The following is a 7140-nucleotide window of genomic DNA, read 5'->3' as shown; positions in this document are numbered from 1 at the left end:
TTGTGCTTCCTTTTACTTGATCGCTGTTGAATTATCTTTTGACCCTTACCTCTTCTTTTTGATTTTAGGTCAAGCGTAAAATCTGAAATTTTATTTTGATCTAGCTTACTTAAATGACCGATTTCTTTAAAGTTTAAACCGGCTTTGGGAAAGCGATAAATATTACCAAGATCTACCCAGGAAGGTTTCTTCAACCCAGCGGATTGCCAATCTTGAATCGGATAATATTGTTGCTTGATATAAGCCGACTTCTTTTCATACTGACTAGTAATTTTAAAAGCCTCGACCTTCTGTTCTGATACCCGACGAATTAAAACTGGCCGAGACTTGCCACCGTTAGTTTCTACAAAACTAACGTATAGGCTGACTAAGTCATTAGTCCTCATCTGGATCGTTGAGCCACTCAGCGACCTCTTTAGCGTCTTTGAACTCGGTGACTGGTGTCCCTTCGGTCGCCTTTAAAAAGCGTAAATTAGCTCTTTCTTCTTCGCTTAAAGACACATTAAAAGGTAAAGCACCATTAGCAACAATCCGCTTGTAAAACATGTTAATGGCCGTGGTTGGATTTAAGCCCAATTCGCTTAAAACTGCTTCGGTATCATCGGCCAAATCTTTATCAATCTTGACTTGGACCCGTTTCTTTTCCTTACCTGCCATGATTGTCTCATCTCCTTTCTTTTACTACTACCATTATACTACCTTTTGAGTATCTGATCAACGGATAAAACCCTGGCCTCAAATCACTTGAGCTTGGCGTTGATCTAAAGGCTGAACTTTTGAGCTGATTAGCCTGGTTAGCTCTGGCGCTCATTTAAAAGCCCCTATTCTTCTGTTTAAGCCATTTAAATCTAGCCTAAGTATAAATAGGTTAGTAAGTCTTAAAACCGCTTAGAAAGGATTTTGTAGCCTTTTGGGACTAGTAGTACAACCCACTGTTATCGTTGTCGGCCGACTTTTCTTCTTCGGGGTGTTTGGCCGCATATTCTCTAGCCGCTTATTTATTCCACCAAACACCAAATAGATTTTGCATGGTGCCGTACAGGTAGTTTTCCACGTTCTTGATGTGCTTCTCATTGCTTCTTAGGGCGTTAAAGTAACGTCTCAAGGCTTTAGTCATTAAAAATTTAAGTTCTTCGTCGTCCAGTGGGATTATGACGCCAATATCTTTATAATCCTTCTCAACTCGGTACTTAGCATTTAAGATAATACCAACGAAGCGACGCATTTGTTGTGGGGTTCGGCACCAAAAATTAAGCAGTATTCATCATGTTACAGCACCCAAGTAAAAGCTACGAAGATAAAAACATTCATCCTCAAAATATGTAACCTAGAAAAAAGGCCTCCAGTGTTAAACCGGGAGCCTTTTTTAGTATACCAATTTCTACTTCACATAAGGCGGCTTATCCCAAGTAACCCCCTCACTCCCTGATAAAACAACGATCCGTTATTTGGCCTTTGTGAAATTTGACGGGAGAGGAGTGGTCTAGATGAAAAATCCCCAAAAAATCAGTAAACTCACTTTGTGAATTTAACCGCCTAAACTCCTAGACCATTGCGCCAATCGTGCCTGACACCAGTCCAAAAAATCCCGTTCTGAAATCGTTGGTGTTCCCGTCAATAACTTTTTTGTGATGGGCTCCTCACCTAAAGCCGTCTCAATTAACCCAACCACTAAATAATCTGTCTGTTTCGTAACCCAATTTTGTGGTTTCGCCCCAAAGACTTTCGCCAAACTAAAAGCTTGATCCCGAGTCATGGTAGTTAGACGTCCGGTAAAAGCAATCTCACAATCTCTTAAATCAAGCATTTTAAATCATCAACTTTCTTGATTCTAATGTTGGTTTTGACTTGACGGGTTATGGTTTTCCATTCAGTTTAGAGGGAGTGACGTTTTGAGCGCAGAATTGTTCCCTGGAAACAGCTATTTGAAATAACTGAACCAGAGTACAATTCTACTACTAAAAGTTTCCCCTTAGTTCGTCGGTCGTTAACGCCCGTCGCTTGTCTGTACAATTGCGGTATTGCTACCACCACTCATTATAAACCTACGTTTTCGGTTTAGCCTACTAAAAAACGCCCTAGAAGGCGTTGATGATACGTATTTATTTTTGTTCGATCACCAACTAATCAGTGGCACCAAGCCGAAGCTTCGTTTTACCACCCGCGCCGTTAATGGTCGCGCTCACCATTCACCACCCAGCCGTACAGATAACCTTGTTGTGGTATAGCCAGACTTATTGAAGTCGCACTGGCAAACGTGTCCCCTTGGATTTAGACCCCAGCTTGTCCCCTAGGGCTTTAAAAATCGCACCGGCCATGATATAATAGTCAGTAAACAGTGATGACTTTTATGTGGCGCTCACCGATTCCCGTCGGTGGGTGTTTTTTTATGTTCTATTTTATGTAACCAATATTACTCGTTGTTTGGTGATAAATCAACATTTCTTTTTATGTATCCTTGTATCCTTGTATCCTTGTATATTAATATCCTTGTATCTAAGTATCCTTGTATCCTTGTATCTAAGTATATTAGGATACTTGCAGTCAATCTTAATTTAACGGCTTTTGAGAAGAAATATATCCTTGTATCCTTGTATCCTTGTATCTTTGTATGTTATCATCCTTGTATCCAAGTATCCTTGTATATTAGGATACTTAGTTGGAGGTCAGTATAATGGGTGAAGTAATTACTTTTGGAAATTTTAAAGGTGGCACCGGTAAAACAACAAATGCCACGCTTGCATGCCTGGCACTAGCTCGTGCTGGTAAAAAAACGCTATTAATTGATTTCGATCCTCAAGCAAACGCTACAGATATTTACTTTAAAACCGCGGCTAATTTAGGCCACGATGATATTAAATTTAATCAAACCTTGCTTGCATCAATCCAAGAAGAGGACTTATCAAGATCGTTGGTTACTTTGGATAAAAACATTGACTTTATTCCATCAAGCGCAGATTTTTCATTGTACCCACGGATTATGGAAAAAAAGTTTAAAAACAATTATAAAGATAGAGTTACATATTTTAGCAAGCTACTTGCTTCACTAAAAGAAAAATATGATTTTGTGGTATTTGATTTGCCACCGACTATTTCCTTAATTTCTGATAGCGCCTTATACGCTTCAGATTGGGTTCTGATTATCCTTCAAACTCAAGAGCACAGTCTTCAGGGTGCCGAATCGTTTCTAAAATATATACAGGAACAGGTAATCGATGAATACGAAGCACCTAGTTTGAATTTACTCGGTATACTTCCTGTGCTATTAAAGAATGGGGCGCCTGTTGATCACAGCACATTAGAAGTAGCAGAAGAAGAATTTGGGAAAGAAAACATGTTAAAAACCCTAATTCGTAATATGGAAAGAATCAAAAGATATTCAATCAGAGGTGTATTTCTAAAAGATCAGTTCGATAAAAAAATAATTAGATTATACGATTCTGTGGCACAAGAAATTATTGAAAGGGCGGACTAGCATGGTGGAACTTTTACACAATCCTAACTCAAATAAAAGCAAAATAATTCCTAGAAAATCGGCGCCCCAGCCCCAAAAAGAAATTTCCATATCTTCTCTAAACGAATCAAACAAAACGAGGTCTAAACAAATAGATGGTGTTACTTTTGATACTACGCTCAGAATTGATAATCATCTAAAAAACTTTATGAAAGCTATGGTAATTTTAGGGTATAGCTCAACTCAACAAAACGGATTATCCCAATTACAAAAAACTTTTTTTGAATCGTTAACTAAGTCTGAACAAAATACGCTTACGACTCAAATACAGACTTTGGAAACCGGCGATGCTAACAAAGTAAAAAGTAAATAATCACGTGCTCTCAGACGACACGTTCACCTTTTAGATGTATACTTGTCCGTTTAAATTAAGCAGAATGCACACAAAAAAGTCCTCTATTATGCGGAATAGAGGGCTTTTCTGAAATCAGTACATACAGGCTTTGCTTAGAGCGTTGCTTGTGTCCATTTAGGACATACACAATCATATAACAATCAATCAATGCTGTCACTTAACTTACTCAAAAAAGCCACCCACCTCGTGATGAGATGAGTGGCTTTTTGGTTGTGTCAACTTTGAAGGATTAAATTAATTCTAGCACTATTTACTTTTCAGTTCACGTACATCATCTTCAACATTGTCTAAGCGTTCGTTGATAACTTTATGCTCGCTTCTGCTAGTGATTAAATCTTCACGTAGCGTATTTTGCGAATTAAACAGCCGTTCAATTCGCTGGCTGCTATCCTTCATACTTTGAGCAATGTCTTGCAGCCGATCTGTGAAGGGCTTCATGACAACCATCAAAGCTGCATAGATACCCGCGACTACAGCCAAAGCTAACGTGATTAATTCAATCCAACGATCAAAGGTCATTACTTACCACCCGACTTTCTGACCAGCTTCACGTAGTCCTTATTAGCAGAGATGTAACCAACATCAGTCTTAATCCGGTACACCTTGCCATATTTAACAGCCTTACCATAGATTGTGCTTCCCTTTGAGAAGTGAATACGGCGCTTATTAGCCTTGTCTAGGGCTGGCTTACCATACACGTTAACCCCACTGGTAATCACTTCATACAAGCCATTATCAGCCCAGTATGAGGCTTTCTTAGGCGTTGCCTTGGTAACCTTACCAGACAGCTTACCATCGAAATCATAACTGCAATCCACTCCGTGCCAGTTGTCGGTATATTGCCAAGCGTTGGCATTAGCTACCCCCGGTTGACTGACACCATAAGCCGCCACCCAGATTGCCTTATCTACTAACTGGGACCGATTAATCCGGCCAGCATTGAACCAGCTACCTGAGCCGTACGTAATCACATTCTTATACCCGTGACTAATCAGGTATTTCAGGAACACGTTAACTTGGCCAGTAGTTGCCCAGGTTAATCCCGGCGCTTCTACATCAATGGCTAATACCGTGGACTTATCTAATCCCATCTTCTTAACCCATGATAGAAAGTATTGAGCTTCAGCCGTGAGAGCGTAAAATATCTTGTGTAAATGCATAAAAAATTTCTGAATTGTATAGAAATAGGGAATGCTCCTATGTCAATAAATGGCACATCTTTTTCTAAACACTCGTTCTAATTCTGTCGGAATTAAACCAACTGATGTAATTTGAGGTTCGGATTACCAAGTCCTCAAAATTGGAAAAAGTTGTTTGAAAGGCAAACTCTCTCTTCAACAATGAGTGAAAAGCTTCAATTGGCCCATTATCATAAGGATAACCTTGTTTTGAGTATGAGTGGCTAATCTGATGCCGTTCAAGTAAAGTTTCAACTTCGTTGCTGGTGTACTGTGAACCCATGTCAGAGTGAAAATATTGTGGCTTTTGATGACATTCAAGCGCCTGATTAATCGTTTCTACAACTAACGTCGCCTCCATCTGACGACCAATCTTGAAAGCAAGAACTTGATGAACCTTTGGTTCATAAATAGAACTGAGATAAACCCAGGTTCCTGGACGTAATTCCAAATAAGTAATGTCAGCACGCCATATCCTTGCATTGGGCTGGTGCTTGATTAAATTGGGGCGTTGTGAATGATCCACATGAGTGCCAGGTTTTTTAAATCGCCGATTCATTAAAGAGTGGATCTCCATTTCCCTCATTAATCGTAAAATTCGTTTTGACCCAACACAGATGCCTGACTTGCGAAGCACCATAGTTATTCGTGGATAACCATAGGCACGATAATTATTTTCCCAAATCAATTTAATTTATTCTTTGAGCTGATTATCAACACGTTCGTGTTGACTAGGTTGATATCTTTTCCAATGGTAATAGGTGCTGCGCGGTAATTTCAGTGCCGAAAGAATAATTGATAAGCGGTGTCGCAATAACTGATCTTCTATGAAGACAAGGCAATTAATTCGTCCTAATGCTTTTCCAGTAACACCGCCGCAGCTTTTAAAATTTCAAGTTCCTCCTTTAATCGCTGATTTTCCTTTTGAAGTTGTTTGAATTCTTTGGACGTTACTTCAGTACCGTCTTCTAGCTCAACTGATTTAGCGCCTTTAACCCAGTTATGAATTGCGGCTGGAGAAACACCGTATTCCTCGGAAAGCGAGCGAATAGATCTTTTCTCTTCACGATGCATCTTCACAATGCTGGCTTTAAAATCATCTTGATATCGTTTCATTGGAATGCTCCTATCTTGTTTTATTAATTATGGCACAACTGTTCAGAAATTTATGTACCAAATACTAGGATAGGAGCAATCTTTAAACCATAATCATCCGCCATTTAATAGCAATCTTTCGAATTTTGGACAGTTAATTGGCGGATGAAAGAAGCCACGAAACTTTGAATGGACCTTTTGTTACCACCAAAAGAAAAGAAGATTCGTTTGGAGGAAGGGCAACCGCACCATCCCGAAAGAATCTTCTTTGGCTAATTATTTTGAGAAATAATTTTAATTTTAGTTTTTTAGTATAATCTCCATTGTTATTGTTCATTATGATAGGCAATGGTAAACTTAAACTGAATGCATCATTTTCGTTTAATGAAGGAATGGAGGAAAAATTAATAATGAATCTTGTGAAATCAGCTACAATAAGAGGAACTATTCCATTTGTTATCATGACTGGCATTACATTGATTATGAGAACACAGAAGATTGACTCTTTTCAAGTAAAGTCAACCTTTGTTACCGGTTTAATCATTACTATCGTATCCGCTACAACTGTCATTTATCAAATAGGACAATGGTCTTTAGCCAAGCAATCCCTTGTTCATTTTCTCTTCATGGTAGTGACTGTACTTCCTTGCTTAATCTTTAGTGGGTGGTTCCCAACTAGAAATATCATTGATTTCTTAAAAATTATTGGCTATTTTCTAGTCACAGGAATGATTCTTTGGTCATTCGCTTATCTGTTATTTGGCAAACTGTTTAACCGTTAATTTCTGAATCCTGTTGAAGCAAGAACAAAAATTTGTCAAAAAAACTGTTGCCATTCCAGAGTTATATAATTGTACAATATCAGCAAGTTTTATATTGAATTTCATAAGAGCGTAACTCAAAAAGATTACGTCCATATAATTGTGTAAATGAAATGCCTTCGTACATATAATATGTATCTAACTTAAATAAATGATGCTTCCAAGGTGTCCTGGAGT

8 protein-coding genes and 2 pseudogenes are annotated in these 7140 nt (G+C 38.6%); 3 read left to right on the top strand and 7 right to left on the bottom strand.

All coding sequences use genetic code 11. The features are described from left to right. The 4 genes and pseudogenes from JUF13_RS14215 to JUF13_RS14200 all read right to left on the bottom strand — a co-directional run. The coding region (locus JUF13_RS14215) for a hypothetical protein (RefSeq protein ID WP_203640193.1) at nt 1-386 on the bottom strand (386 nt) is incomplete at its 3' end. Continuing rightward, complete coding sequence (locus JUF13_RS14210; RefSeq protein WP_135369027.1) at nt 376-657, bottom strand: type II toxin-antitoxin system RelB/DinJ family antitoxin; 282 nt, start codon at nt 655-657, stop codon at nt 376-378. The genes JUF13_RS14215 and JUF13_RS14210, both read right to left, overlap by 11 nt. Before the next feature lie 259 nt (nt 658-916). Continuing rightward, nucleotides 917-1258 (bottom strand): annotated as a pseudogene (locus JUF13_RS14205) (replication initiator protein A); the annotation flags it as partial. A gap of 270 nt (nt 1259-1528) precedes the next feature. Further along, the gene (locus JUF13_RS14200) at nt 1529-1807 is read right to left on the bottom strand and encodes a BRCT domain-containing protein (RefSeq protein ID WP_020923847.1); all 279 of its coding nucleotides are present in this window, start codon (nt 1805-1807) and stop codon (nt 1529-1531) included. Between the two features lie 867 nt (nt 1808-2674). Between JUF13_RS14200 and JUF13_RS14195 the strand changes: the two genes are divergently transcribed. Further along, a complete protein-coding gene (locus JUF13_RS14195) occupies nt 2675-3475 on the top strand; it encodes a ParA family protein (protein ID WP_015639692.1) in 801 nt (266 codons plus the stop codon). A gap of 1 nt (nt 3476) precedes the next feature. Next, a complete protein-coding gene (locus JUF13_RS14190) occupies nt 3477-3827 on the top strand; it encodes a DUF5388 domain-containing protein (RefSeq protein ID WP_203640192.1) in 351 nt (116 codons plus the stop codon). Nucleotides 3828-4115: 288 nt separating this feature from the next. On the opposite strand, the gene JUF13_RS14185 is transcribed toward JUF13_RS14190, so the two are convergent. From JUF13_RS14185 to JUF13_RS14175, 3 genes and pseudogenes are all read right to left on the bottom strand, one after another. Beyond that, nucleotides 4116-4388 (bottom strand): hypothetical protein, encoded by a 273-nt coding sequence (locus JUF13_RS14185; protein ID WP_203640191.1) that lies wholly within the window; start codon nt 4386-4388, stop codon nt 4116-4118. Next, nucleotides 4388-5029 carry a GH25 family lysozyme gene (locus JUF13_RS14180; protein WP_203640190.1) on the bottom strand — a complete coding sequence of 214 codons (642 nt, stop codon included), beginning with the start codon at nt 5027-5029 and terminating at the stop codon, nt 4388-4390. The genes JUF13_RS14185 and JUF13_RS14180 overlap by 1 nt, the downstream gene beginning before the upstream one ends. A gap of 64 nt (nt 5030-5093) precedes the next feature. After that, nucleotides 5094-6163: pseudogene (locus JUF13_RS14175) on the bottom strand (IS3-like element IS1163 family transposase). A gap of 389 nt (nt 6164-6552) precedes the next feature. On the opposite strand from JUF13_RS14175, the gene JUF13_RS14170 reads away from it, so the two are divergent. Beyond that, entirely contained in the window at nt 6553-6924 is a 372-nt protein-coding gene (locus JUF13_RS14170; protein WP_236002708.1) for a DUF3021 family protein, read from the top strand. The last annotated feature ends 216 nt before the right edge of the window (nt 6925-7140 follow it).

Origin of the sequence: Levilactobacillus wangkuiensis (genome assembly GCF_016861605.1) — a bacterium.
Taxonomy (GTDB): domain Bacteria; phylum Bacillota; class Bacilli; order Lactobacillales; family Lactobacillaceae; genus Levilactobacillus; species Levilactobacillus wangkuiensis.
This window is presented reverse-complemented; position numbering and strand designations above follow the sequence as displayed.